Genomic DNA, 21,997 nt, shown 5'->3' on the forward strand with positions numbered 1-21,997 from the left:
TTGGTAGTCGATCATGTTTGGAAAAAGAGGCTCCGACGACGGCGGCCGGTTCACCCCGGAGTTCCGTCAGCCAGCGTCAGCGGCGCCGGCTGCTGCAACGCCTGCGGACATGGCGGTACTTGCCCGACCCCCGGCAGCGCCGCCGCCGGGAGCGCTGGCAACGCCGCCAACTCGCCGTGCCGTTGAGGCGCCGTCGATGGCGCCGGAGCCGCCAAAAAAGATCCAGCGCGAAAAAAGCGAAACCTACTACGACACCAAGACCCAGGTCTTCTCCGCGCTCATCGACACCATTGACCTGTCGCAACTTGCGAAACTCGATCCCGAGAGCGCGCGCGAGGAAATCCGCGATATCGTCAACGACATCATCGCCATCAAAAATTTCGCAATGTCGATCGCCGAGCAGGAAGAGTTGCTCGACGACATCTGCAACGATGTGCTAGGCTACGGGCCGCTGGAGCCGCTGCTCGCCCGCGACGATATCGCCGACATCATGGTCAACGGCTCCAAGAACGTCTACATCGAAGTCAACGGCAAGGTCGAACAGACCGGCATCCGCTTCCGCGACAATCAGCAGCTGCTCAACATCTGCCAGCGCATCGTCAGCCAGGTTGGCCGCCGCGTCGACGAATCGAGCCCGATCTGTGACGCCCGTCTTCCTGACGGGTCTCGCGTCAACGTGATCGCGCCGCCGCTCTCCATCGACGGCACCGCGCTCACCATCCGCAAGTTCAAGAAGGACAAGCTGACGCTCGATCAGCTGGTCAAGTTCGGCGCCATCTCGCCGCAGGGCGCCGAGATACTCAAGATTATCGGCCGCGTCCGCTGCAACATCGTCATCTCCGGCGGTACCGGCTCCGGCAAGACGACGCTGCTCAACTGCTTGACCAACTATATCGACCGCGAGGAACGCGTCATCACCTGCGAGGACTCGGCCGAACTGCAACTGCAGCAGCCGCACGTGGTACGTCTCGAAACCCGCCCGCCCAATCTCGAGGGCGAAGGCGAGGTGACCATGCGCGACCTGGTCAAGAACTGCTTGCGCATGCGGCCCGAACGCATCATCGTCGGCGAAGTGCGCGGACCGGAGGTTTTCGACCTGCTGCAGGCGATGAACACCGGCCATGACGGGTCGATGGGAACGATCCACTCCAACAGCCCGCGCGAATGCCTGAACCGTATCGAATCGATGATCGCCATGGGCGGCTATTCGCTGCCGCAGAAGACCGTGCGTGAAATCGTCGTCGGCTCCGTCGATGTCATCATCCAGGCAGCACGCCTTCGCGACGGCTCGCGCCGCATCACCCACATCACCGAGGTGATCGGCATGGAAGGTGACGTCATCATCACGCAGGACATCGTGCTCTACAACATCAAGGGCGAGGACTCGAACGGAAGGCTGCTTGGCGAGCATGTGTCGACCGGCATCGGCCGTCCGCATTTCTGGGATCGCGCCCGCTACTATGGCGAGGAACAGCGCCTCGCCAATGCTCTGGAATCGATGGAGAAACGCGCTGACTAACGCATATCGAGGCGTGGGGACTGAGGTCGATGTTCGGAATTGATACCACCGTACTGGCGTTCATCGTGCTCGCCGGCTTCAGCGCCGGTGCGGTCGCCTATGCCTTCCTGTTCACCAAGATGAGCAACGAGAAGCAGGCCGGCAAGCGGCTCGAGACGATCAAGGCCGCCGAGACCGATCGTTCGGTCGTCAAGGCTTCGCGCGACCGTGTCGCGGAGGCGGTCAAGCGGCGTAAATCTGTCCAGGACACGCTGAAACAGCTCGACGAAAAGCAGAAAACCAACGAACTCGCCGTCAAGAAGCCGCCGTTGAAGGCCCAGATTCGTCAGGCCGGCATGCAGGTCTCGATCGAGCGTTTCTATATCTACTCCGTCATTTGCGGCATCGCGCTGACGGTGCTCGCCTATCTCGCCGGCGCGCCGCTACTTGTCCTGCCGGGTACGCTTCTGGCCGGCGCGCTCGGCCTGCCGCGCTGGTTCGTCTCGTTTCGCCGCGCGCGCCGGGTCAAGGCGTTCCTCAACGAATTTCCCAACTCCCTCGACATCATCGTGCGCGCCGTCAAATCCGGCCTGCCGCTCAACGACGCCATTCGCCTGATCGCCAATGAATCGCCGGAGCCGGTCAAGACCGAGTTCCGCCGGATCGTCGATTCGCAGCAGGTTGGCATGTCCATCCCCGACGCCACCTTGCGCATGGCTGAGACCATGCCGTGCAGCGAGGCAAGTTTCTTCGGAATCGTTATCCAGATCCAGTCACAGGCCGGCGGTAATCTCTCCGAGGCGCTAGGCAACCTTTCGCGCGTGCTTCGCGATCGCAAGAAAATGAAGGCCAAGGTCCAGGCGCTGTCCATGGAAGCGAAGGCGTCGGCCGTCATCATCGGCGCGCTGCCTATTGTCGTCGCCCTTCTCGTCTATCTGTCGAGCCCGAACTACATCATGCCGCTGTTCACCACCAGCACCGGCAATCTGATCCTTGGCTGTTCCGGCGTGTGGATGTCGATCGGCATTCTGGTGATGCGCAAGATGATGAACTTTGAAGTTTAGGCCCACCTTGGAAAGCTCGAACGAAAAGACTGAAAACGGATGACCGACCAAGTCGTAAAATCGCTGACCGATCCTGCCTTCCTGATCGCATTGCTGGTCGGCGTTGCGGTGTTCGCGACCGTCTTCACGTTGCTGCCGGCGCTTGGCGGCAATCAGCTCAAGGCGCGCATGAAATCGGTGGCGCTGGAGCGTGACGAATTGCGCGCCAAGCAGCGCTCGCGGCTTGCCAACGAAGCCGATCGTCGCCGCAAGGGGCTGCGCGAAGAGCAGTCGATCGGCATGCGCAACATCGTCGACAGGCTGGACCTGCGGCGTGCGTTGGCCGATGAAGGCACGTTGCAGAAGCTCAAGGTGGCGGGCTTTCGTGGCCAGAACCCGCTGACCCGCTTCCTGTTCTTCCGCCTGATCCTGCCTTTTGTCGGTTTCGCGCTGGCAGCGATCTATCTGTTCGTGCTCGGCGGACTGCCTGACCGGCCGGCCTTCGTGAAACTGTTCGTCTGCATCCTTGTCGCCTACGCCGGTTTCTACGCGCCGATCCTTTACGTCAACAATCGTGCCGCCAAGCGCAAGCAGTCGATCCAGGCGGCGTGGCCGGATGCGCTCGACCTGATGCTGATCTGCGTCGAATCGGGCATGTCGGTCGAGGCCGCCTTGCGCAAGGTCTCCGAGGAGATCGGTTCGCAGTCGGTGGCGCTGGCGGAGGAATTCGTGCTGACCAACGCCGAACTCTCTTATCTGCAGGAGCGCAAGCAGGCTTATGAAAACCTCTCGGCTCGTACCGGCCTGGAGTCGGTGAAGTCAGTGTCCCAGGCGCTGGTCCAGGCCGAACGCTACGGCACACCCGTGGCGCACGCATTGCGCGTGCTGGCCTCGGAAAGCCGTGACATGCGCATGAATGCCGCCGAGAAGAAGGCCGCCGCCCTGCCGCCGAAGCTTACCGTGCCGATGATCCTGTTCTTCCTGCCGGTTTTGTTCGCTATCATTCTGGGCCCAGCCGGCATTCAGGTCAGTCAGCGCGGCATCTTCGGCGACCAGCACAATTCCTCAAGCCAGTAGGCCTCGTTGCAGCCATACAAAAGAGCCGCACTGCCAATGCAGTGCGGCTCTTGTTTTCAGCTTTGAGATGTGGACGGATTTTGCGCTGTGCGGAGCCGGCGCCCATGCGGCGCTCAGTTGGTCGCCGGCTTTGCCTTGTCCTGATCCTTGAGCTGACTCCAGGCGTTCTGCTGGGCAAGCATCTGGCGAAGATAGGCTACATTGGCTTGCGCCTGTTCGGGTGAAAGCTCCTGCGACGCGATCTTCTCGGCCTCGTCGAAGCGGCCCTGCAGTCCCACGACCAGCGCAAGGTTCTGGCGCACCCGGCTGTCGGCATTCGGTTGCTGGGCTGCCGAGCGCATATAGGTCTCGGCGGTGCGCAGATCGCCTTCCAGCACATAGGACATACCGAGATTGGAAAGGATCGAGGGTTCGTTCGGCTTTAGGTCCAGCGCCTTGCGGTAGTTCTGGCGCGCTTCATCCTTCTGGCCAAGCTGGTCGAGAATGGCGGCCTCGGCCGACATCAGCCGCCAGTCCGGATATTCCGGCGTCTGCGCCCGGCGCACGGCGTCGAGCGCCGGCTCGAACTGGCCGTTGGCGGCCAGCGCCTTGCCGTAGGCGGCAAGCACGTCGCGATCCTTGGGGTAGGCGATCGCCAGCTTGCGCATCACGGCAAGCGACTGGTCGGCATCGCCGTCCATCTGGAGCGCCGCCGCAAAATTTGTCGCCAGCCGCTTGTCGTTGGGGTTCTTTGCGTAGGATTCGCCCAGCCGCCCGGTCGCCCCGTGCAACTCGCTGGCCGACATGGTTTCCAGCGGTTTGCCGCTGGTGCGCCCGATCGAGCCGGTCGTGAGCTTGCTGGTTCCGCACCCGGCAACACCGGCCGCCAGCGCCATCAGCAGTGCCGTGGTGACCAACCGTTTGCCCGTGACGTTCATCCTGCGGTTGGTGGGCATCGGCACGGGGCTCTCCATTCCTGCGCGTGGCCATTCACGTGGCCATCTTCATCCCCGCAGAAATATTCTGTTAACCCTAACGGACAGTTAAAAAGTGAGCCGTCGGATCGGTGAACGGCCCGCCGGAAGCCTTTGGCCTGGCAGTCCCATGCCGGCCCCTGTGCATAGATGTTGAAATCATCCGACGTCCCTGTCACTTGACTGAGGACGACCTGCAAGCCTCCCGGAGACCATCGAATGCCCGTCGAACTCGTCGAGACACTAAACACTGCCCTGCCGGTCCATCTGGTCGCGAGCGATGGACTGGAGGCCTTGGGGCTTTCGCCTTCCATGACCGCATGGGCGGCCGCCAACGGCTTTTCCGGCGAAGCCGGTAGGACGCTCGCCGTCCCCGGCGACAACGGTTCCCTTGCCGGCGCCTTGTTCGGCGTCGGTGATGGCGAGGGCGCGCTGGCGGTCGGCATGCTGGCGAGAGCCTTGCCGGAAGGCGACTGGCATTTTGCCGCCGCTCCAGCCGAGCCGGAACTCGCGGCCATAGCCTTGGTGCTCGGCGGTTACGTCTTCACTCGCTACGGAAAGAAATCAGGCAAGACGCTGCGTTTTGCGCTGCCGCTCGGCGTAGATGCAGGACGCGTCCGGCGCATCGCCGACGGCGTCTTCCTGGCGCGCGACCTCGTCAACACGCCGACCAGCGACATGGGACCGGACGAGTTGGAGAAGGCCGTGCGGACCCTGGCGGCCACTCACAAGGCCGAGGTGTCGGTGATCAAGGGGGATGATCTCCTGAAGCAGAATTTCCCGATGATCCATGCGGTCGGCCGGGCCTCGGTCGGAGCGCCGCGACTGATCGACATGGTTTGGGGACCGGAAGGCGCGCCGAAGGTGACGCTGGTCGGCAAGGGTGTCTGTTTCGACACTGGCGGCCTCGACATCAAACCGTCGTCGGGCATGCTCTTGATGAAGAAGGATATGGGCGGCGCCGCCAATGTGCTGGGCCTGGCCTCGATGATCATGGCTGCCGGGCTGAAGATCCGGCTGCGCGTCCTGATCCCGGCGGTCGAGAATTCGATTGCCGGCAACGCCTTCCGGCCTGGAGATGTACTGACCAGCCGCAAGGGCCTCACCGTCGAGATCGGCAACACCGACGCCGAAGGGCGGCTGGTGCTGGCCGATGCGCTGGCGCTGGCCGATGACGAGGAGCCGGAACTGCTGATCGACATGGCGACGCTGACCGGGGCAGCGCGTGTCGCGCTCGGTCCCGATCTGCCGCCTTTCTACACTGGCGACGAAGCGCTGGCGTCCGAACTGGCTGCGGCCTCGGTGGCCGTCGAGGATCCGTTGTGGCGCATGCCGTTGTGGCGGCCCTATGACGGCAGGCTGGCGTCGAAGATCGCCGACATCAACAACGTCACCACGGACGGTTTCGCCGGCTCGGTCACCGCGGCGCTGTTCCTCAAGCGCTTTGTCGAACGGACAACGGGCTGGGCGCATTTCGACATCTTCGCCTGGAACCCGTCCGATCGCCCCTATGGACCCGCCGGCGGCGAGGCGCAAGGCATCCGTGCACTGGAGCGGGTCATTTCGAGGCGCTATGCCTAGGGTCGTGAGCAAAGCACACTGCCTCTAAACTGAAACGGAACCGAAACAATTTGCCGTCATGCTCGCGCGATGTCGATTTCGATGCGTCCGAGCCAGGCGATGCGACTATGGCAGCAGGTGATGTTGTCCCAGGTGCGCGCCGGCGCGCCAGATCTCACCATGCGCCAGACGGCGATCCTGTTCACCATCTATCTCGACCCGCCGCCGCACACGGTGCGCGGCCTGGCAGCCCGCCTCAATGTCACCAAGCCGGTCATCACCCGCGCCCTCGATACTATGGGTGCGCTGAAACTGGTGTCACGCCATCGCGACGAGCTCGACAAGCGCAATGTGCTGATCCGGCGCACGGTCGAAGGCGCGCTCTTTGTCGAGCGCTTCGGGGATGGTATCGTTGCCAGGGCTCATGAACTGCCCATCTGATCAATCCATGAATTGAACGAGTACCGATTTGACTGCCAGGGATGCCCGCCTCCACGCCTTCCGTTCCGACCTCGCCGATGCAAGGCTGAAAGGGAAGGTTTCGGCCGATCGCTTCGTCACCGGCCGTCCGGCTCGGATCACGGCCTCCGTGGCTGACGTGCGCAAGGCACCGCGCCCGGATGCCGGCGTCAACACGCAGGTACTGTTCGGCGACGATGTGCTTGTCTTCGAGGAAGCCGAGGGATGGGCCTGGGTCCAGGCCGAACGCGACGGCTATGTCGGCTACGTCGGCGCCACCATGCTGGGCGCACGCGAGCATGCGCCAACCCACATCGTCACGGCGCCGCGCACCTTCCTCTATCCTGGCCCGGATCTGCGCTTCCCGATCAGCGGCCAATTGTCGATGGGCTCGACGGTGACGGTAACCGGTGCCGCCGAAACGCGCGGCACGCACTATGCGCTGTTGCCCTCCAGCGAGGCGCTGATCGCCGGCCATATTTGCCCGGTCAGTGACATCGCCGCCGACTATGTCTCGGTCGCCGAGATGTTTCTCGGCACGCCCTATCTCTGGGGCGGCACCTCCGGCTTCGGCATCGACTGTTCGGGCCTTGTGCAACTGGCCATGCGCATGGCCGGCCGCAATGTGCTGCGTGATTCCGACATGCAAGCGGCAGGCCTCGGCGAGCCGCTCGATCCGGGATTCGATTATGCCGGACTGAAACGCGGCGACCTGGTGTTCTGGAAGGGCCATGTCGCGATCATGACCGACGCCGAGACAATGATCCACGCCAACGGCCACACCATGCTGGTCTCGCGCGAAGGGCTGAAGGATGCGGTTGATCGGATTGGGTATCTGTATGGCGGGCCGACTGGGTTTCGGCGGCCCTAGCGCCTCTTCCTCGCCCGTTCACGGGGAAAGGTGCCCGAAGACGGATGAGGGGCGACGCCAGCGACTGAAAGGTCGCGCTGCGCCTCACCTGCCTGCCGGCATCCTCTCCCCGTAAACGCGGCGAGGGATAGCTCACCCGATCACCTTTTGTTCCGATTTTCCTTGGCGATCGCGCGCCATCGCGCTACCTCTTTCGCGTGACCGAGCAGCCGCGCCTTGCCAAACAGAATGCCGCCGTCCTTCTGCCCGAACCATTCATCAGATGGTTCGGCGAAAAAGGCTGGTCGCCNGCTGGTCGCCGCGCGCTCATCAGATCGAGCTGCTGGCGAAGGCTCAAGCGGGGCAATCGATGCTCTTGATCGCACCGACCGGCGCCGGCAAGACGCTGGCCGGCTTCCTGCCGTCGCTTACCGAACTGGCCAACCGTCCCAAGCGCAAGCCTGGCGCGGCACGGCGCGGTATGCACACGCTCTACATCTCGCCACTCAAGGCGCTGGCCGTCGACATCGAGCGCAACCTCGGCAAGCCGGTGGAGGAGATCGGCCTGCCCGTCACCATCGAGACGCGCACCGGCGACACGCCTTCCCACAAGCGACAGCGCCAGAAGCTGGCGCCGCCCGATATCCTGCTCACCACGCCCGAGCAATTGGCGCTGCTGATTGCGGCCGGCGATGCCGGGCGCTTCTTCGAGGATCTGCGCTATGTCGTGCTCGACGAGCTGCATTCGCTGGTGACATCGAAACGCGGCCATCTGCTGGCGCTCGGGCTGGCGCGGCTGCGCAGCATCGTGCCCGGCCTGCAGACGATCGGTCTGTCGGCAACGGTGGCCGAGCCCGACGAGTTGCGGCGCTGGCTGGTGAGCCAGAATCCGCCCAAAGGCCTGGCAAGTCCCGATATGTCTGAGCTCATCGTCGTAACCGGCGGCGCGAAGCCCGAAATCTCGATCCTCGATTCGGAAGAGCGCGTGCCATGGGCCGGCCATTCGGCGCGCTATGCGACGCCGGAAATCTACCGCGAGATCAAGCGCCACAAGACCACCCTGCTGTTCGTCAACACCCGCAGCCAGGCCGAGCTGCTGTTTCAGGAATTGTGGCGGGTCAACGAGGATACCTTGCCGATCGCGCTGCATCACGGCTCGCTCGATGTCGCCCAGCGCCGACGCGTCGAGAAGGCGATGGGGGAAAACGCGCTCCGTGCCATCGTCGCCACCTCGACGCTCGACCTCGGCATCGACTGGGGCGATGTCGATCTGGTCGTGCATGTCGGCGCGCCCAAGGGCGCCAGCCGGCTGGCGCAGCGCATCGGCCGCGCCAATCACCGCATGGACGAGCCCTCGAAAGCGATCCTCATCCCGGCCAATCGTTTCGAAGTGCTGGAGTGCCGGGCAGCCCTGGACGCCAACTACCTCGGCGCGCAGGATACGCCGCCATTGGTCGATGGCGGGCTCGACGTGCTGGCGCAGCATGTGCTGGGCTGCGCCTGCGGGGCGCCGTTTCGCGCCGACGATCTCTATGAGGAAGTGCTGACAGCAGCGCCCTATGCCAGCCTCGACCGGCCGACATTCGACCGCGTCATCGATTTCGTCGCCACCGGCGGCTACGCACTGAAGAACTACGAGCGCTACGCCCGCATCCGCCTCAACAAGGACGGCATGTGGCGGGTCTCCAATCCCCGCGTCGCGCAGCAATATCGGCTGAACGTCGGCACCATCATCGAGGTGCCGGCGCTCAATGTGCGTTACGTCAAGGCCGGCAGCAAAGGCTCGGCTCCGCACGGCGGCCGGGCTCTGGGCAAGATCGAGGAGGCCTTCCTCGAAACGCTGACGCATGGCGACACCTTCATGTTTGCCGGCAAAGTGCTGCGCTTCGAAGGCATCCGCGAGAACGAATGCTTCGTCTCGAGTGCGCCGGGAAGCGACGCCAAGGTGCCTTATTATGGCGGCGGCAAATTTCCGCTTTCGACTTACCTCGCCGAGCAGGTGCGCGCCATGCTGGACGACCCGCAGCGCTGGAAGAAGCTGCCGGAGCAGGTATCGGACTGGCTGCGGTTCCAGGCCGACAAATCGGTATTGCCCAAACGCGACGACCTGCTGATCGAAACCTTTCCGCGCGGCAACCGTCACTATCTCGTGGCCTATCCATTCGAGGGCAGACTGGCGCACCAGACGCTCGGCATGCTGCTCACCCGCCGGCTGGACAGGGCCGGCGCCAGGCCGCTTGGCTTCGTCGCCACCGACTACGCCCTGGCCATCTGGTCGCTGGGCGATATGGGCGCGATGTTCAAATCGCGGAAACCTTCGCTTGGCGCTCTGTTCGACCAGGACATGCTGGGCGATGACCTCGAGGCTTGGCTGGCCGACAGCTGGCTGCTCAAGCGCACCTTCCGCAACTGCGCGCTGATTTCAGGCCTGATCGAGAAGCGCCACCCGGGACAGGAGAAAAGCGGCCGTCAGGTCACCGTCTCGACCGATCTGATCTATGACGTGCTGCGCAGCCATGAGCCCGACCACATCCTGCTGCAGGCGACGCGCGCCGACGCGGCGACCGGTCTGCTCGATGTCAGCAGACTTGCCGACATGCTCTCGCGTATCCAGGGTCGAATCGTGCATAAGGCACTCGAACAGATATCGCCGCTGGCCGTGCCGATCATGCTCGAAATCGGCAAGATGCCGGTGAACGGCGAGGCCGACGAAACGCTGCTGATGGATGCCGCGACTTTGGTCGAGGAAGCCATGGGTCCTGGGATGGTTGAGGAATGAATTTTTCGCTGGCGCGGGCATCGCTGATCGCCGAGGCCGATTTTGTCGGCATCGCGGGCGAGCGCGCGGTCTGTGATTCGCGCGGCGTGCTTTATTTCCCCGATCTGAGGCTGCTCGCGGTCTCCGACCTGCATCTGGAAAAGGGCTCGTCCTTTGCCAGGCGCGGCGCACTGATCCCGCCCTACGATACCGGCGCCACTCTGCTCCGGCTGCAGGCGGTAATCGCGGACTACCAGCCGGCCATCGTCATCAGCCTGGGCGACTCCTTCCACGACGGCGGCGGCGCCGAGCGCATGCATCAAACCTTCCGCGATCGGCTGGAAGCATTGATGGCCGGCCGCGACTGGTTCTGGGTCGCCGGCAACCATGACCCGGAAGCGCCGGCGGATTTGCCCGGCGAGACGGTGCGCGAACTCGCCATCGGCTCGCTGCTGTTCCGCCACGAGCCGTCGAAGATAAGAACCGAGGGCGAAGTTGCCGGCCATCTTCACCCTTGCGCCCGCATCGTCCAGCAGGGCCGCTCGGTGCGGCGGCGCTGCTTTGCCGGCGATGGCGGCCGCATGATCATGCCGGCCTTCGGCGCTTATACCGGCTCGCTCAACGTGCTCGACCGCGCCTATGCCGGCCTGTTCCGCCGCGAGACGTTGATGGCCTACATGATGGGCGCCGCGCGCATCTTCGCCATTTCCGGTTCGATGCTGCGGCCGGGCTAAGTTTCTACGGTATAAGCACGGTTGCGCCTGTCGTCTGCCGTGCCTCGAGCCGGCGATGCGCCTCCGCCACTTCGGCAAGCGGCATGCTTGTGTGCACCGGGATTTTCACTGCGCCGCTGAGGACGACGCTGAACAGATCCTCGCTCATGGCGACAACGTCCTCACGCATGGCGAGATGATGGAACAGCAACTGCCAGGTGGCGAACAGCGAACCCTTTTGCATCAAAAGCATGATGTCGAATGGCGGGATCGACCCCGACGCCGTGCCGTAGCTGACGAAGGTGCCGAACGGCCGCAGGCAGTCGAGCGAGGCGGGGAAGGTCGCATTGCCGACGCCGTCATAGACGACGTGGCAGCCTTCGCCGTTGGTGACCTCTTTCACCCGTGCGGCGAAATTCTCTTTGCTGTAGTCGATGACATGGTCGCAGCCATTGGCGCGCGCAAGTTCGGCCTTTTCGGGTGAACCGACCGTGCCGATGACGGTCGCGCCGAGATGTTTGGCCCATTGCGTCAGGATGAGGCCGACGCCGCCCGCCGCGGCATGCACCAGGATGGTATGGCCCGCCTCGACGCGAAACGTGCGGCGCAGCAGATATTGAGCCGTCAGCCCTTTCAGCATCATCGCCGCACCTGTCTCGAAATCGATGGCGTCGGGCAGATGCACGACGAAATGCGCTGGCACGATGCGTTCTTCGGCATAGGCGCCGAGGGTCTCGACATAGGCGACTCGGTCGCCAGGCGCGAAGCCGCTGACGCCTTCACCGACGGCGACGATTTCGCCGGCGCCTTCATTGCCGGGAATGAATGGCAGAGCGGGCGGCGCGTATTCGCCGGTGCGAAAATAGATGTCGACGAAGTTGAGACCGACCGCCCGGTTGCGCACGCGCACCTCGCCCGGTCCGGGCTGGCCGATGTCGACATCTTCGTAGGCGAGCACATCTGGTCCGCCATGGCGGTGAACACGGATCGCTTTCATGGTTTTCTTCCCTGCGCTGTTTCTCTTGAGTGTGAGATAGCGCGTGGCGAGATATCATTGTAGACTGATACCTATGACATCAGAGTTCAAACAAAATGATATCTGAGCAGATCGGCCTCGACCTTCTCCGCACCTATGTCGCGGTCTGCCGGCAAGGTAGCCTGAGCAGGGTCGCCGCGCAGACCGGCAAGACCCAATCGGCGATGAGCATGCAGATGCGCCGGCTGGAGGGCCTGCTCCAACGGCACTTGTTCCAGCGCACCGGCCGTGGTGTCGTACCGACTGCGGCGGGAGAGCTCTTTCTGGGATACGCGACCCGCATCCTCGCTCTCGGCGACGAAGCGGTGGCGCGTCTGCAGCAGGCTAGCATTGGCGGCGGCGTGCGTATTGGTCTTGCCGAAGAGGTCACCACGGCCGCGCTTTCGGCCGCGCTTGGGCGGCTGCATCGCACCTATCCCGACATCAGCCTCGACGCGATGGTCGAGCACAGCGTCGCGCTGGGACGGCTTTGGAGCGAGGATGCGCTGGATGTCATGATTGCCCCGACATCCGTCGTCGCGGCCGATGCCGTGACGACATGGAACGTCGAACTGCAGTGGGTCTGCGCCCAGGACTATGTGCTGGACCATGACCGGCCACTCGATCTCGCCGCCTTCGGCGCAACCTGCCCTTGGCGCAGGCGGATGATCGAGGCGCTGGTCGCCGCCGGCCGGGAGCACCGGATCGTCCTGTCGTGCCAGAGCGTCACCGGCCTTCAGGCCGCGATCGAGAACGGACTGGGCGTTGGACTGCTTCCGCCCGAATCCGTGCGCACCGCTTCGATGCGGGTGCTGAAGACGTCAGCCGGCCTGCCCGAGCCGCTCACGGTCCAATACGGCCTTTACGCGCACGACCGCAGGACAGCTGTAATCGATGCCGCGATCGAAATCCTGCTTAAGGATTTGCCGGCGGCGCCACGAGCACGGGCCGCCTGACGGCGGGACGCTCTACCGGCCGTAATAGAGGGTGACGGTGTGCTTGGCCTCGGCGAAGAACAGCCAGCGCTCGACCAGCATGCCGGCGAACTGGACGATTGCCGCAAGCACCGACAGCACCGCTGCGAATGGCCAGGGCAAAGCGAATAAGACAGAAAGCAGCAGCAGGGCAGGCAAGGCGAAAGCCAGCAACTGCGTGATCAGCCGCAGCTTTGCGCCATGTTTGCGCGCGATCCGAAAACCCATTTCCTTGAGCAGGTAGTTCTCCTCGGTGTGCGGCCATTCCAGCGAGCGCACTGTGCCGCCAGTGAGCCCTGTCGCCGTGTTGGCGGTGGTCGCGATCTCCAGCGCGTCATTGTATCGCCACGTCGCCAGCTTCCAGCCCCAGCCGAGCAAGGTCAGCAGCAAGGCGGCTACCGCAACGGCGGTCGGGCTGATGGCGAAAGCCTGCAGCAGCGCGTTCAACAGCACGCTGCCGGTCATCGCCGAAAAGATGAGATAGCCCGGCAGCGTATACGGGCTATGCCACTGCGCGATCGGCTTCAGCGAGGCATAGATCATGCCGGTGGTGCAGACGGTGACGATTGCGCCGATAGTTGCGAGAAACCCGGCGATGGCCATCCAGCCTCCGGTGCGGCCAAAAAACACCCAGCCGATGCCGAACAGCCCGGCGGGAATGAAGGTTGCGACCGACGATACACCCTCGCGTGACAGCCAGGAGCTACGCCATTGCGAAAAGGCGCGCCAGGCGCGTTCGGGCCGGCCGAGATGGCCGGTCGACGACAAAAGGCCGGCGGCAATCAGGCCAAGCGCCAGCCCCATGCCGATAAGGCCGAGCCAGAAATGGGCCGGGATAAAACCCAGTCCGCCAAGCACGCCGAGCAGCGCCAGCAGTCCGTAGCCCGCTCCTGTAGCAGTGGTGAAGAAAACGACGGAAAAGGCTGGATGCATTGGTCAGTTCGAAAGCATGCGGTCGATCCAGCCAAGAAAACCGCCTTCGACCGTGACTGGCTCGAGCCTTGGCGCCGGCACCGATGCGGCGCGCTGGGCGCGCGGCGGCAGATATTTGTTGGTCGGCTTGTAACCCATCTCCGGCATCAGGTCGACGCCGCCACGCTCCGCCACCAGTTGCGATACCGCCGAGGTGGGATCGCCGAGGTCGCCGAAATGCCGGGCGCTGGTCGGGCAGGCGGCAACGCAGGCCGGCACGCGGTCTTCCTCGGCCAGATTGTCGTTGTAGATACGGTCGACGCACAGCGTGCATTTCTTCATCACGCCGACGTCGGTATCGAATTCGCGCGCGCCATAGGGGCAGGCCCAACTGCACAGTTTGCAGCCGATGCATTTGCTTTCGTCGATCAGCACGATGCCGTCCGACGCCCGCTTGTAGGACGCGCCGGTCGGGCAGACAGTGACGCAGGCAGGCGTCTCGCAATGCAGGCAGGAGCGCGGAAAGTTGACCGTGCGCCCGCCCGCCTCGGTCGTGTGCTCGTAGCTGTGCACGCGGTTGAACCAGACGCCGTCGACACGGCCGCCATAGGGGTCGATGTCGGTCAGTGGCGCCATGTGGCCGCCGGTGTTCCACTCCTTGCAGGCGGTGACGCAGGCCTGGCAGCCGACGCAGGTGTCGAGGTCGATGACTAGGCCAAGCTTCTTGTCTGTATGGGCGGGAAGGCAGGTCATTCCACGGCTTCCCTATGGACGCGGAACTCGGCGCCGAAGCGAAGGATGTCGGGCGAAGGCTCGACATTTGGCGGCTGGCTGAAGCGCTCGAATTGCGGCTCGGTGAAGCCGGCTTCTTCGGAGGCGCATTTGACGATGCGAACCCTGAGATCGAACCACGCCGCCTGGCCGGTGACCGGATCGGAATTCGAATAGCGTTTACCGTTCGCATCGGCCGAGGTCTGGTCGCCGATGATGTGGTTGAGCAGGAAGCCGCGATTGCTCTCGGCGGCGTTGTCCTTCAGCCCCCAGGCGCCGCGCCTTTTGCCGATGGCGTTCCATGTCCAGACCGTATCCGCATTGACCCCGTCGACCAGCTTGATCTGTCCCTTCACCCGGCCGTTGATGCTTTCGATCCACACCCAGTCGTCGTCGGCCAGGTCGAGAACTGCCGCGGTCTGGTGGTGCACGAACAGGCGGTTCTGGCTGGTGATTTGCCGCAGCCACGCATTCTGCGAGCCCCAGGAATGATACATGTGCATAGGCCGCTGCGTCAGCGCATGCAGCGGGTATTTCTGCGGATCGACCGCGGCCTCTTCGAACGGCGTAAACCAGAACGGCAGCGGATCCATATAGGTCTCGATGCGCTGGCGTTCGCTCTCGGGCGGCTGGACGCGACCATGACCGCGCGCGGCGAGGCGAAAGCGCTGCATCGGTTCGCAATAGAGCTGGAACACGATCGGCTCGGCCTTGGGGATGAACCCCATCTGCTCTGCGAAGTCGAGATAGGAGCGGTTGGCCATCTTGTAATAGCGCTGGTCCTCAGCAAAATCCTGGTGCCAGAAGCCGCCATTGCCGATGTAGCGCTGCAACTGGTCGGGATTGACTTCGCCCTTGCCGACGGAAGTGCCGTCCTTGCCGCGCCAGCCGGCCAGCGGGCCGATGCCCGGCGTGCGTTCGTGATTGACGATGTAGTCGGCATAGTCGGCATATCTGGCCAAGCCACCGTCCTCGACGAAGCCGGGCAGGGCAAGCCGAGCGCCAAGTTCGATCAGCACCGATTGGAACGGCCTGACATCTCGGTCCGGTTCGACCACCGGATGGCGGATCGCGTCGCCTGGCCCGTCGGCATGGCTGATCGGCCGGTCGAGCAGGCTGATGCAGTCGTGACGTTCGAGATAGGTGGTGTCGGGCAGCACCAGGTCGGCGAACGGCACCGTCTCGGAATAATAGGCGTCGGAATAGATGATGAAGGGGATCTTGTAGTTACCCGCTTCGTCATGGTCGGTGAGCATGGCAATGGTCTCGACGGTGTTCATCGAGGAATTCCACGCCATGTTCGACATGTACATCATCAGCGTGTCGATTGGGTACGGGTCACCGGCCCACGCATTGCGGATGACCGTATGCATCAGCCCATGCGCGGCGAGCGGCGCATCCCAGGAATAAGCCTTGTCGATGCGCAAAGGCGTGCCGGCCTCGTCGACCAGGAGATCGTCCGGCCCGCAGACGAAGCCGAGCGGCATGCCGTCGAGCGGCGTCATCGGCCTGACCACCTTGCCGGCCGGCTTCGGTCCCGGGGGCGCCGAGCGCGGGTAGGGGGGCTTGAAACGGAAGCCGCCGGGCACGTCCACCGTGCCGAGCAGCACCTGCAGCAGGTGGATGGCACGGCAGGAGTGAAAGCCGTTGGAGTGGGCCGAGATGCCGCGCATGGCATGCATCGACACCGGCCGTCCCTTGATCGTCTCGTGCCGCCGTCCGGCCCAGTCGGTCCACGCAACCGGCAGTTCGATCGTCTGTTCGAAGGCGACGTGGGCGAGTTCGGCAGCGATCCGGCGGATGGTGTCGGCCGGAATGCCGCATCGTGCCGCGACCGCATCGGGTGCGTAGCTGTCGTCCATGTAGCGGTCGGCGATAAGCCGGAACACCGGCACGCAACGGCGGCCGGCGAACGTGAAGCTGCCGGTCAGCGCCGGTTTCGCATCCGCATCGGCTGCGTTGATGGTTGTCTTCGCCACTCTGTCCCAGGCGAGAAGATTGTTGTCGCTGTCGCGCAGGAACAGCCCGTCGTCCGCCGCACCCGGCTCCTGGACGACCAGCACATGGGCGTTGGTGTAGCGCAGCAAATAATCGAGATCGACGCGGCCTGCCTTCAGCAGTTCATGGATTAGGGCGAAGACGAAGAGGCCGTCGGTGCCGGGCCGGATCCCGATCCAGTCGTCGGCAATCGCGTTGTAGCCCGTGCGGCACGGGTTGATCGACACCACCTTGGCGCCGCGCGCCTTGAGTTTACCCAAGCCGATCTTGATCGGGTTGGAATCATGGTCCTCGGCGACGCCGAACAGCATGAAGTATTTCGTATTGTCCCAGTCCGGCTCGCCGAACTCCCAGAACGAGCCGCCGATCGTGTAGAGCCCGCCGGCCGCCATGTTGACCGAGCAGAAGCCGCCATGGGCGGCGAAGTTCGGCGTGCCGAACTGGCTCGCCCACCAGCCGGTCAGCGACTGCGACTGGTCGCGCCCGGTGAAGAAGGCGAGCTTTTTCGGATCGGTTCGGCGGATATTCGATAGCCGCTCGGTCGCAATCGAAAACGCTTCCTCCCACTCGATCTCGCGGAATTCGCCCGAGCCGCGCAGGCCGCTGCGCAACAGCGGCTTCTTCAGCCGCGCCGGGCTGTAGTGCTGCATGATGCCGGAGCTGCCCTTGCCGCAGATTACGCCGCGGTTAACCGGATGGGCCTTGTTGCCGTTGATGTAGCGCACCTTGCCGTCCTTGATGTGGACGTCGATGCCGCACCGGCAGGCGCACATATAACAGGTGGTCTTGGCGATGCTGTCGGAGATAGCGGGCGAGGTGTCGACGCCGTCGCCTTCATCAGGCGCGCGTGTATCGCCAAGCGGCCGTTGCGACGGTGCGGAATTGGCTCCGCGCGGCGCAGCTGGGTTCATGATGCCGGCGTGCTTTTGCTACCTGCGAATTTGGCCCGCGTCTTCGGTCCGGGGCCACGCATATAGTGTTCTTCAGGATGATATCGATCGCCGGCCAGCCGCCGCCTGAGGCCACGGGTCCAATGCGCAAACAGGGATCTGAACCGCCCGATCATTTTGTTGGCCGCGATTTGTTGGCGAATTCTTTCTAACTTCGACTGAAAAAGTAGAATAAAGCTATCGATCCGTCTAATCAGTTGTTCTTGTAAATTCGATCGGAATTGGTTCTTAATGCACACATGACGCTGGACCAGTTGCGCATTTTCGTTGCCGTTGCCGAACGCGGCCATATGACCAAGGCGGCGGAGCTTTTGGGCATCTCCCAGTCGGCGGCGTCGGCGGCCATCCGCGCTTTGGAAGAGCAGCATGGCGTTCATCTGTTCAACCGTGTCGGCCGCAACATCGAGCTGGCTCAGACCGGCCACCGTTTCCTGCCCGAGGCCAAGGCGGTGCTGGAACGCGCCGCCGCCGCCCGAAATGTGCTGGAGCATGTCTCGCAGACGGTCGCCGGCAGCCTGTCGATCGCCGCCAGCCTGACCATCGCCAGCTACTGGCTGCCGCGCAGGCTGGCCTCTTTCCATGAAGCCTACCCGGCGGTGCGCTTAAGCGTCAGCATCGGCAACACCAGGCAGGTCGAGGCCAATGTGCTCGACGGCACCGCCGATCTCGGTCTGGTCGAGGGGCGCACCGAGTCAGACATCCTCCGCCGCACCAAGGTCGACGTCGACAGGTTGATGCTGGTCGTCGCCGCCTCGCATCCCGAAATCGCCGAGATCGCGCCGGGCCGCCCGCATATCACAGGGCTGCGCTGGATCATCCGTGAGGGTGGTTCGGGCACGCGCGAGGTGCTGGAGGACCTGGCCCGCCGCGAGGGGATATCGCTTGGCGACCTGCAGATATTTCTGGTGCTGCCGAGCAACGAGGCGGTTCGCCAGGCGGTCGAGGCCGGCGCCGGCGCCACCATCATCTCGGACCTCGTCGTCGGACGCGCCGTCGCCGAGGGCAGTCTCCGGTCGGTGCCGCTCGAACTGCCGAAGCGCGACTTCGCCATGATCACCCATCGCGACCGCCAGGCAAGCCTGGCCCAGATGGCGCTCAAGGCGCATCTCGGCGCTGAAGCCGTCAGCAATCCGGCGTAAGCGATCAGGCGAACTTCCGCTGCGCATCCAGCGCCAGGCCAAGGCCGACCGAGCCGAACATGTCGCCCTCGATAACGGCGGCTTGCGGCACCAGCGACAGGATTTCACGCCGTGCCAGCGGGATCGCGGTCGAACCGCCGGTGAGGAATACGGCGGTGATCGCAGAGGCCGTTATGCCGGCATCGGCAATCGTCTGCCGCACCGTAGCGGACACCCGCTCGATGTCGGCGGCGATGGTCTCTTCCAGGCCGGTCCGCGAGATCTCGGCGGCGAAATGCGCGCCAGGCAGCGCCACCGTTACATCGGCCGAAGCCTGATCCGTCAGCGCGATCTTGGCTCGTTCGACGAGGCCGGCCAGCGCATGGCCGTAACGGTGCTCGACAATATGGATGAAGCGGTCGACAAGGTCGGCGCGGACGGCCTCGAAGCGGATTTGCCTCAGATGCGTCATCGCCTTGGCAGTATAGACGAGGTTGATGCGCTGCCACGTCGCGAGATCAATGAAATAGCTCGCCGGCAGGTTGCGCTTGCCGTCTTTTGTGGGCGAGAGATAGCCGAGCTTGGGCATGACATGGGCGATGCTGAGCAGCCGGTCGAAATCGGTGCCGCCAATATGAATGCCTCGGTTGGCGAGGATGTCGTCCTTGCGGTCGCGTGAGCGGGCGCGTTGCGGCGAAACGCGCACGATCGAGAAGTCGGACGTGCCGCCGCCCATGTCGACGATCAACGCCAGTTCCTCGCGCTTCACGTCCTGCTCATAGTCGAGTGCTGCCGCAATCGGTTCGAACTGGAAGGCGATGTGCTTGAAGCCTTGCGCGCGCGCCGCTTTTTCAAGCTCGCTTTGCGCCTTGGCATCGGCTTCCACATCGTCGTCGACAAATTGCACCGGCCGGCCGAGCACAACGTTCTCCACCGGAGCGCCGGCATCTTCCTCAAGCCGCTTCTTCAAATGGCCGACGAACATGCCGACAATGTCGATGAAACCGATCTGCCGGGCCTTGATCCGCGTCTTCTCATGCGCCAGCGAACTGCCGAGCACGCTCTTCAGCGACCGCATCAGCCGGCCTTCGATGGCATCGGTGTAGTCGGCAATGGCGCGGCGGCCGAAATAGGTGTGACCGTCCTCGAAGTTGAAGAAAACCGCGCTTGGCAATGTCGGCTGTTCACCTTCCAGCGCCACCAGCCGTGCCTGGCCGTTGCGGATCACGCCCACCGTAGAATTGGACGTGCCGAAATCGATGCCGCCAAATGCCTGGTGCATTGCAGCCTCCTGTCATTGGGTCGTCGCTGTGGCAGGCGTCCGCAAGACGCGCGCCGTCCAGAGGCCTGACCGCTCTGCCGAATGATTGTGCGTGTTACCCGAGGGTTGGGAGGCGGCGGTCTATCGCAAGACTGAGAAAAGGGGAACCCCTTTTCCCCGGAAATGGGTCCTGCGCGTCAATCCCTGCGGAAAATCAGCCTGCCCAGCCAGCCGGTGATCATGGCCAGCGACACGGAGAAGACGCCGTAGAGAAACGAGTAATCATGCGCGACGCGGAAGATCGACTGTTCGAAGCCCGATTTGCGGATTTCGAGCTGGGCCGAGCTTTCCTTGAGGAACAGACCGCTCTTGAACAGGAACGCGCGGGCTTTATGGGTTCCAACCGGGACGTTGGGCGCCAGCCGCACCGTGGCGCGAAACAGGTTCTGCGACAAGAACTGCACGCCGCCGACATTCTCGCTGTAGAGGCCGGTCGCCGCCTTGCGCTCGCGCAGCGCCACGGTGAATTCCTCGATCGTCGCCGGACTGTCGGTTACGTCGCCCGGTTGCATGTAAAGGTTGGAGGCGCCGAGCGACAGCTGCTTGTAGCTGTTGGGTTCGGTGATGTCCTGCAGCGGCCGTGTCGTGGCGACGGAGTAGGAGACCGGCACGTTCTCGAAGGTCTCGGATTCCAGGTTGACCCAGACGCCGAGCACCCGGTCCTTGCGGCGCACCACAACCGGCCGCGGCGGCCCTTCGAGCACGACGATGACGTCATAGCGCCCCTGCCGCGCGACCAGCGGGTCGGGGTTTTCCAGCGAACCGAAAATGGTCAGGTCGGCGCCGGAAAAGCCGGCCGTGATCGACACCGCGTCGGTGGAGAGACCGATCTGGATGCCTTCCGGCAAGGGGTTCGGCGATTGCGCTGCCGCCGGCAGAGCGAGGGCGAAAAGCAAAACGGCGGCTGAAAAAATCCCCCACCGCAGCATCAGTTCAGGCCCGCGGCGGTCAGCGAATAGAGGTTTGGCGGCGTGACGAAGAGATCGATGGCAAGCCGGATCGCGACCGCCAGCACCAGCAGCGCCAGCAGTGCCCTGAGCTGTTCGCCGCGCAGCTTCTGTCCTGCCTTGGCGCCATATTGCGCGCCGGCAACGCCGCCCGCCATCAGCAGGAAGGCAAGCATGACGTCGACCGTCTGGTTGGTGGTGGCGTGGACAAGCGTGGTGTAGGCCGAGGTGAAAATAATCTGGAACAGCGAGGTGCCGATAACGACGTTGGTCGGCACTTTCAGGAGGTAGATCAGCGCCGGCACCATGATGAAGCCACCGCCGACACCCATGATCGACGACAGGAAGCCGATGCCGGCGCCGAGCCCGAGCACCGGAATGACGCTGACGAACAGCTTCGAGGCCCTGAAGCGCATCTTCAGCGGCAGCCGGTGGATCCAGTTGTGCTGGCCGGATTTCTTCAAGACCGGCGCCGCACCGCTGCGCGTCGCGCGCAGCGCATTGATGCTCTCGACCAGCATCAGCCCGCCGACGGTGCCAAGCAGCACGACGTAGAGCAGCGAAATGAACAAATCGAGCTGGCCGAGCCGACGCAGGAAGGCAAAGACAAAGATACCGCCGGTCGAGCCGACGATGCCGCCGGCCAGCAGCACCCCGCCGAGCTTGAAGTCGAGCGTGCCGCGCTTCATGTGCGACAGCGCGCCGGAGAAGGAGGAGGCGATAACCTGGTTGGCGCCAGTGGCAACGGCGATTGCCGGCGGGATGTTGTAGAAGATCAAGAGCGGCGTGATCAGAAAGCCGCCACCGACCCCGAACATGCCCGACAGGAAACCCACCGCCGCGCCCATTGCCAGCAGCACGAAGACGTTGACGGAAATTTCCGCGATCGGGAGATAGATGCCCACCCGTCAGTCTCGATCAGTTTGCCTGTCGGCGATTGCAGCCATTCCAGGGCATTGTCGCACCGAAAAGCCAATTCTTTCTTGCACCGCCGGGGCAGTGGGATCAAACCCCGCCGCCCTACCGAAACAAAAAACATCTCAAGCAGTTAACAGGCAAATGTATGGCAAGGGCGTCGCG

Annotated in this window: 17 protein-coding genes and 1 pseudogene; 10 read left to right on the top strand and 8 right to left on the bottom strand. The window is 63.7% G+C overall.

Annotated elements, in window-relative coordinates:
* Window positions 1-13: 13 nt before the first annotated feature.
* Genes X750_RS160195 through X750_RS160185 form a run of 3 tightly spaced genes read left to right on the top strand, consistent with a single transcriptional unit; the run spans window position 14 to window position 3,618 of the window.
* Window positions 14-1,519, top strand: a complete 1,506-nt coding sequence (locus X750_RS160195) for a CpaF family protein (RefSeq protein ID WP_023703462.1) — start codon at window positions 14-16, stop codon at window positions 1,517-1,519.
* Window positions 1,520-1,548: 29 nt separating this feature from the next.
* Window positions 1,549-2,562, top strand: coding sequence for a type II secretion system F family protein (locus X750_RS160190; protein ID WP_023703461.1), 1,014 nt, complete (start codon window positions 1,549-1,551; stop codon window positions 2,560-2,562).
* Window positions 2,563-2,601: 39 nt separating this feature from the next.
* Complete coding sequence (locus X750_RS160185; RefSeq protein WP_023738192.1) at window positions 2,602-3,618, top strand: type II secretion system F family protein; 1,017 nt, start codon at window positions 2,602-2,604, stop codon at window positions 3,616-3,618.
* 113 nt (window positions 3,619-3,731) lie between these two features.
* On the opposite strand, the gene X750_RS160180 is transcribed toward X750_RS160185, so the two are convergent.
* On the bottom strand, window positions 3,732-4,553 hold the full coding sequence (locus X750_RS160180; protein WP_023669594.1) for a tetratricopeptide repeat protein: 822 nt from the start codon (window positions 4,551-4,553) through the stop codon (window positions 3,732-3,734).
* Between the two features lie 237 nt (window positions 4,554-4,790).
* On the opposite strand from X750_RS160180, the gene X750_RS160175 reads away from it, so the two are divergent.
* The 5 genes and pseudogenes from X750_RS160175 (at window position 4,791) to pdeM (ending at window position 10,932) form a co-directional block, all read left to right on the top strand.
* Window positions 4,791-6,152: a leucyl aminopeptidase family protein gene (locus X750_RS160175; RefSeq protein ID WP_023746685.1), complete on the top strand. Its 1,362-nt coding sequence runs from the start codon at window positions 4,791-4,793 to the stop codon at window positions 6,150-6,152.
* A 69-nt stretch (window positions 6,153-6,221) separates the two neighbouring features.
* Window positions 6,222-6,572: a MarR family winged helix-turn-helix transcriptional regulator gene (locus tag X750_RS160170; protein WP_023669596.1), complete on the top strand. Its 351-nt coding sequence runs from the start codon at window positions 6,222-6,224 to the stop codon at window positions 6,570-6,572.
* A gap of 28 nt (window positions 6,573-6,600) precedes the next feature.
* Window positions 6,601-7,461 (top strand): NlpC/P60 family protein, encoded by an 861-nt coding sequence (locus X750_RS160165; protein WP_023730950.1) that lies wholly within the window; start codon window positions 6,601-6,603, stop codon window positions 7,459-7,461.
* A 197-nt stretch (window positions 7,462-7,658) separates the two neighbouring features.
* Window positions 7,659-10,219: pseudogene (locus X750_RS01000000162600) on the top strand (ligase-associated DNA damage response DEXH box helicase).
* Window positions 10,216-10,932 (top strand): ligase-associated DNA damage response endonuclease PdeM, encoded by a 717-nt coding sequence (pdeM, locus tag X750_RS160160; protein WP_023688711.1) that lies wholly within the window; start codon window positions 10,216-10,218, stop codon window positions 10,930-10,932. Before X750_RS01000000162600 ends, pdeM begins: the two are co-directional and overlap by 4 nt.
* A gap of 4 nt (window positions 10,933-10,936) precedes the next feature.
* On the opposite strand, the gene X750_RS160155 is transcribed toward pdeM, so the two are convergent.
* The gene (locus X750_RS160155) at window positions 10,937-11,908 is read right to left on the bottom strand and encodes a quinone oxidoreductase (RefSeq protein WP_023746686.1); all 972 of its coding nucleotides are present in this window, start codon (window positions 11,906-11,908) and stop codon (window positions 10,937-10,939) included.
* A 95-nt stretch (window positions 11,909-12,003) separates the two neighbouring features.
* Between X750_RS160155 and X750_RS160150 the strand changes: the two genes are divergently transcribed.
* The gene (locus X750_RS160150; RefSeq protein WP_023688709.1) at window positions 12,004-12,882 is read left to right on the top strand and encodes a LysR substrate-binding domain-containing protein; all 879 of its coding nucleotides are present in this window, start codon (window positions 12,004-12,006) and stop codon (window positions 12,880-12,882) included.
* 12 nt (window positions 12,883-12,894) lie between these two features.
* On the opposite strand, the gene X750_RS160145 is transcribed toward X750_RS160150, so the two are convergent.
* The 3 genes from X750_RS160145 to X750_RS160135 are packed head-to-tail and all read right to left on the bottom strand — an operon-like array spanning window position 12,895 to window position 17,492.
* On the bottom strand, window positions 12,895-13,833 hold the full coding sequence (locus X750_RS160145) for a DmsC/YnfH family molybdoenzyme membrane anchor subunit (protein WP_023746687.1): 939 nt from the start codon (window positions 13,831-13,833) through the stop codon (window positions 12,895-12,897).
* Between the two features lie 3 nt (window positions 13,834-13,836).
* Window positions 13,837-14,565 carry a 4Fe-4S dicluster domain-containing protein gene (locus X750_RS160140; protein WP_023681970.1) on the bottom strand — a complete coding sequence of 243 codons (729 nt, stop codon included), beginning with the start codon at window positions 14,563-14,565 and terminating at the stop codon, window positions 13,837-13,839.
* Entirely contained in the window at window positions 14,562-17,492 is a 2,931-nt protein-coding gene (locus X750_RS160135; protein WP_023746688.1) for a molybdopterin oxidoreductase family protein, read from the bottom strand. Before X750_RS160135 ends, X750_RS160140 begins: the two co-directional genes overlap by 4 nt.
* 278 nt (window positions 17,493-17,770) lie before the next feature.
* Between X750_RS160135 and X750_RS160130 the strand changes: the two genes are divergently transcribed.
* Window positions 17,771-18,670 carry a LysR substrate-binding domain-containing protein gene (locus tag X750_RS160130; protein ID WP_023703451.1) on the top strand — a complete coding sequence of 300 codons (900 nt, stop codon included), beginning with the start codon at window positions 17,771-17,773 and terminating at the stop codon, window positions 18,668-18,670.
* Between the two features lie 4 nt (window positions 18,671-18,674).
* Here X750_RS160130 and X750_RS160125 read toward each other — a convergent pair whose 3' ends face one another.
* The 3 genes from X750_RS160125 to X750_RS160115 all read right to left on the bottom strand — a co-directional run bounded on the left by X750_RS160125 (window position 18,675) and on the right by X750_RS160115 (window position 21,822).
* Complete coding sequence (locus X750_RS160125; protein ID WP_023669606.1) at window positions 18,675-19,931, bottom strand: Hsp70 family protein; 1,257 nt, start codon at window positions 19,929-19,931, stop codon at window positions 18,675-18,677.
* 176 nt (window positions 19,932-20,107) lie between these two features.
* Window positions 20,108-20,899, bottom strand: a complete 792-nt coding sequence (locus X750_RS160120) for a TIGR02186 family protein (protein ID WP_023746689.1) — start codon at window positions 20,897-20,899, stop codon at window positions 20,108-20,110.
* Window positions 20,899-21,822 carry a sulfite exporter TauE/SafE family protein gene (locus tag X750_RS160115; protein WP_023746690.1) on the bottom strand — a complete coding sequence of 308 codons (924 nt, stop codon included), beginning with the start codon at window positions 21,820-21,822 and terminating at the stop codon, window positions 20,899-20,901. The genes X750_RS160120 and X750_RS160115 overlap by 1 nt, the downstream gene beginning before the upstream one ends.
* Window positions 21,823-21,997 lie beyond the last annotated feature (175 nt).

The sequence above is a fragment of the Mesorhizobium sp. LNJC391B00 genome (genome assembly GCF_000502535.1).
In the GTDB taxonomy this organism is placed as follows: domain Bacteria; phylum Pseudomonadota; class Alphaproteobacteria; order Rhizobiales; family Rhizobiaceae; genus Mesorhizobium.

Excerpts from the sequence above, each read along its gene's own strand:
- X750_RS160195 (WP_023703462.1), top strand. The coding sequence starts at position 14 with ATGTTTGGAAAAAGAGGCTCCGACGACGGCGGCCGGTTCACCCCGGAG.
- X750_RS160190 (WP_023703461.1), top strand. The coding sequence starts at position 1,549 with ATGTTCGGAATTGATACCACCGTACTGGCGTTCATCGTGCTCGCCGGC.
- X750_RS160185 (WP_023738192.1), top strand. The coding sequence starts at position 2,602 with ATGACCGACCAAGTCGTAAAATCGCTGACCGATCCTGCCTTCCTGATC.
- X750_RS160180 (WP_023669594.1), bottom strand. The coding sequence starts at position 4,553 with ATGCCCACCAACCGCAGGATGAACGTCACGGGCAAACGGTTGGTCACC.
- X750_RS160175 (WP_023746685.1), top strand. The coding sequence starts at position 4,791 with ATGCCCGTCGAACTCGTCGAGACACTAAACACTGCCCTGCCGGTCCAT.
- X750_RS160170 (WP_023669596.1), top strand. The coding sequence starts at position 6,222 with ATGTCGATTTCGATGCGTCCGAGCCAGGCGATGCGACTATGGCAGCAG.
- pdeM (WP_023688711.1), top strand. The coding sequence starts at position 10,216 with ATGAATTTTTCGCTGGCGCGGGCATCGCTGATCGCCGAGGCCGATTTT.
- X750_RS160155 (WP_023746686.1), bottom strand. The coding sequence starts at position 11,908 with ATGAAAGCGATCCGTGTTCACCGCCATGGCGGACCAGATGTGCTCGCC.
- X750_RS160150 (WP_023688709.1), top strand. The coding sequence starts at position 12,004 with ATGATATCTGAGCAGATCGGCCTCGACCTTCTCCGCACCTATGTCGCG.
- X750_RS160145 (WP_023746687.1), bottom strand. The coding sequence starts at position 13,833 with ATGCATCCAGCCTTTTCCGTCGTTTTCTTCACCACTGCTACAGGAGCG.
- X750_RS160140 (WP_023681970.1), bottom strand. The coding sequence starts at position 14,565 with ATGACCTGCCTTCCCGCCCATACAGACAAGAAGCTTGGCCTAGTCATC.
- X750_RS160135 (WP_023746688.1), bottom strand. The coding sequence starts at position 17,492 with ATGAACCCAGCTGCGCCGCGCGGAGCCAATTCCGCACCGTCGCAACGG.
- X750_RS160130 (WP_023703451.1), top strand. The coding sequence starts at position 17,771 with ATGACGCTGGACCAGTTGCGCATTTTCGTTGCCGTTGCCGAACGCGGC.
- X750_RS160125 (WP_023669606.1), bottom strand. The coding sequence starts at position 19,931 with ATGCACCAGGCATTTGGCGGCATCGATTTCGGCACGTCCAATTCTACG.
- X750_RS160120 (WP_023746689.1), bottom strand. The coding sequence starts at position 20,899 with ATGCTGCGGTGGGGGATTTTTTCAGCCGCCGTTTTGCTTTTCGCCCTC.